Below are 3,604 nucleotides of genomic sequence, written 5' to 3' on the forward strand. Positions count from 1 at the left end.
AGAGTCTGTCCGGGAACATCAGGCGGGATTGCAAAGTTTTCGGAGCATGAGGCGGATTGAGGCGAGGCGCAAGAACGCGAGCGCCTTGCGATTGAGGTTCTCCCAATCCTTGGCGAGCCTTCGGCAGCGGTTGAGCCAAGCAATCGTGCGCTCGACGACCCAACGGCGTGGCAGCACCACAAATCCTTTGGCCTGATCCCCGCCTTCGCGGGGACAGCGCTTGACGATCTCGGTTTCGAGGTGGGGTAGGGCTTTCGCCAGGGCGTTATGGAATTCCGGCCCCTGGTAGCCACCGTCGGCAAACAGCTTTTTCAAGAACGGATACATCCCGAACAGGGTCGCAAGAAGCAGAATGCCGCCGTCGCGATCCTGGATGTCGGCGGGATGAACGATCGCGTGGAGCAACAAACCCATCGTGTCTACGAGGATATGGCGCTTCTTGCCCTTGATCTTCTTGCCCGCATCATAGCCATGCGGATCGATGCAGGCCCCTCTTGTATGGGGCCTTTTTTGTCAAGCGACGTCAGAGCGGCGCATCTTTCTTGATCGGTTTCTTTGTTCGACCTGGAGTCCCGTTTCTTCGCCCCGACCCGCAGTATTGCAAAGCCGGCGCGCGCAGAAGCTGTCAAGGTTGGCCGTCGCCCCAACCTGACGATAAGAGGGGAGCCCGCTTTCCGGGCGCGGATCAATCGCGCCACGACCTTGTATCCGGTGGGTCCAGGACCCGAACCATGATGCACTCATGCGCATCGGCGGCGAAGCTCCGAGGCGGCGGACCCATTCTTTTTCCCGGCATGAAAGCCAAGGGGGGCGATCGGGACCCCGCCACCTCGAACCGTCATCGGCACCCTCTCGCGCTTGAAGCGGGGTGGGCCGAAACTGTCGGAAGATTTCTATGCAACTCCGCTCATAAAGCTGGACGCAGGACGATACCCTCCGGGATCGCGCCCTCCCGCACGAGCCGCCACAGGGCGATCAGCAGCTTGCGTGCCAGCGCCACAATCATTGTCTTGCGGGTCTGAGGCGCATTTTTCGTGCGTGCGTAAAACCAATGCGCCAAGGCGCTGTCCTTCTGGAACATAAGAAACCGCCATGCCAGTTGGATCATGCCGCGCCGGACTCGCGCGTTACCGGATCGAGCCAGCCCTTTCTCGCGACGCTTCTTGCCGCTCTCGTCAGGCGAGCCGGTGAGGCCCCCATAGCGCGCCACCGCCCGACGGTCGCGCAAGTTTCGGCTGAGCACCTCCTGCACCAACATGTCCGCCGTCTCTACGCCAACCCCGATCACGCGCGCCAGCAGGCGCACCATGACATGAGGTCCGTCACCGGGGGCTTGCTCGAGGCGCTCCAGGCGGGTCCCCTCGATGTCCCGGATTTGACTGCGGACGAGCCGGCGGCGCTCCATGTCGTGCTTGAGTTCAGCCAACGTGTTGGGCGGGATCGGCTCGCCTTCGGGCGTGCGCAAGCCGTCGAGGCGTTCGACGGCCTTCTTCAGCTTGGGATTGAAGCCGCGGATGCCGAGCCGCGCCAGCGCCGCCTTCATCCTGTTGACAATCCGGCTTTGCTCGCCAACGAGACTTTCGCGCTCGCGATTGGGCCGCTTGGCATCCTCCTGCGCCAGCGTCGGGATCGCCACCATCTTGCAGTGATCACGCTCGCCGCACAGCCAGCCGAGAAACGCGCGTTTGAGCAGTTCCGTGTCAAGCCGGTCGGTCTTGGCGCGCCGGTGCTCGCGCGATACGGCTACGCTGGATGCGTGAATGACATGGGCTTCGATATCGCGAGCCCCGAGCCAGCGCGCCAGCCAGAAGCCGTCACGGCCGGCCTCGAAGGCGATAGCAATCCGTTCGATCCTATGTCCTGCTTTCTCCGCTTCCTCCCGCCAGCGATTGAGCAGTTTCAGCAACGCGCTCTCATCGACCGCGAGCTTCTTCAACGGCGAGCGCTCGACGCCAGGCACGATACCGGCGACCAGCCAACTCGACTGGCTCATCTCGATCACGGCGATCAGTGTTGCATCTCGTTCGAGAATTATGAGGGATCTGCTCAAATCGTTCAGCTGTGGCATGGGGCGCTCCGTTGATTCGCTGGAGCGACGATGGTGCCATTGTCCTCGCCGCTCGCCCCATAGCATCTTTTTCCGCGCTTTTCACGCTCTGGCTGTCGATGATGGCGGCGGTGGGACTGGCTTCGCGTTCGCCCTGTTCCCGGCACTCCACATAAAGCGCATGATGGATGCGATCCAGCGTGCCGTCGTAGCTCCACAAATCGAGATAGTCGAACAGCGTGCTGCGCGGCGGCAGGTCTTTCGGGATCGCCCGCCACTGGCATCCCGTGCTCAAAATATACATGATCCCGTTCATCACCTCGCGCACGTCGACGTGGCGCCTGTTGCCGCCGCGCCTGGCCGGCGAAATCAACGCTTCGACATGCGCCCACTCCTCGTCGGTCAGGTCGCTCGGATATCGCAATCGGCTGCGGTCGTAGCGCCCGCGGTTCTTCGCCGTCCACATCGGTGACCCTCCTCGAATCAGGCCACCACTCTTGAATCACAAATGATTCAGAGGATTCAATATGTTTCCGGACGGACACTGAGTGGTGTGAACCACCTGCGGAGGTATAACCAAAACGGACGGGCTGTCGAAATGCTCGTGCTCATCTTCGTTCCACTTGGTCTTGTCGGGCCCCCAGGGGTACCGCAGATGATGGACAAACGAGCCTTCAAGGGCGAGCGAAATTTGCTCGAAATCCTAGTGTGAATGAGGACTCAGCTTTGTCTCATCGCGGCGCTCCGTCCATGGTTTAAAAATGTTGATCATCAGATTTGTCGACCGAAAAATCCGCATCTTGAGGGGGCTCGGGTCGAGGCTCGGAAAGTTGCTCATCGCATAATACCGAAGACGAAATCCGCCGACCGGATCCGGCCAAGGCATAATTGGCGTGACCTCGGGCGCGCCATCCGCATAGGTCCCCGCATTCACAGCCATCGCAACAAGATCCGCTGCCTTGTTCGAGAAGACGCGGACTGCGGTCCCAGACTTCTTCACCGTCGCATGGCTCGCCCCCGGCGGCACGATCGTCAGGCTGGTGTCTTTGGGACCGGGCAGGTACCAAAAACTGAGTGTGTAAGGGTTCCCCGAGACCAGGCCGGGGTTGAGGTCCTGGTAAATCGAGGAGGCGCGCGTCGTGCCGCCAACGGACGCGACCACGTGCAGCCCGCTTTGGCCGGAGTGTTTCACGCTCGGGATGACTTCCGAGCCTTGATGGTTCGGCGAGACACCCCAGTTCGAAGTCAGTGCGGTTTCGAAATCACCGCCTGCGACGGTGTTGGCGCCTGCTTCCGGCACGCTGCCCGCCACAAGTTTGAGATCATCGAGGTAAACCTCCCCCGGCGTGGTCAGGTAGATGTAAACGGTGGAGGAAGAAGCCGTGCCGTTGAAGGCAACATATTTCCATGGCGACCCGCGCTTGGCCTGCACGGTGAAGGTGCGCGCGTCGCTCAGGGCCGGCGTGCCGTTGTCGGTCACCCGCACGGTTACCGAGTTTGTACTGGGCACTTGGTCGGCGCTGGGCGTCCACGTGAGGAGACCAGAAGTGCCATCGA

1 protein-coding gene and 3 pseudogenes are annotated in these 3,604 nt (G+C 61.4%); all 4 read right to left on the reverse strand.

Translation table 11 applies throughout. From position 1 onward, the window contains the following. Nucleotides 1-18 precede the first annotated feature (18 nt). Nucleotides 19-492: pseudogene (locus tag HY852_RS16025) on the reverse strand (IS5 family transposase); the annotation flags it as partial. A 415-nt stretch (nucleotides 493-907) separates the two neighbouring features. Then, a complete protein-coding gene (locus HY852_RS16030) occupies nucleotides 908-1,993 on the reverse strand; it encodes an IS110 family transposase (protein ID WP_291605751.1) in 1,086 nt (361 codons plus the stop codon). Nucleotides 1,994-2,117: 124 nt separating this feature from the next. After that, nucleotides 2,118-2,513: pseudogene (locus tag HY852_RS16035) on the reverse strand (IS5 family transposase); the annotation flags it as partial. A 237-nt stretch (nucleotides 2,514-2,750) separates the two neighbouring features. Further along, nucleotides 2,751-3,604, reverse strand: a pseudogene (locus tag HY852_RS16040) (hypothetical protein); the annotation flags it as partial.

The sequence above is a fragment of the Bradyrhizobium sp. genome, assembly GCF_016213215.1.
In the GTDB taxonomy this organism is placed as follows: domain Bacteria; phylum Pseudomonadota; class Alphaproteobacteria; order Rhizobiales; family Xanthobacteraceae; genus Bradyrhizobium.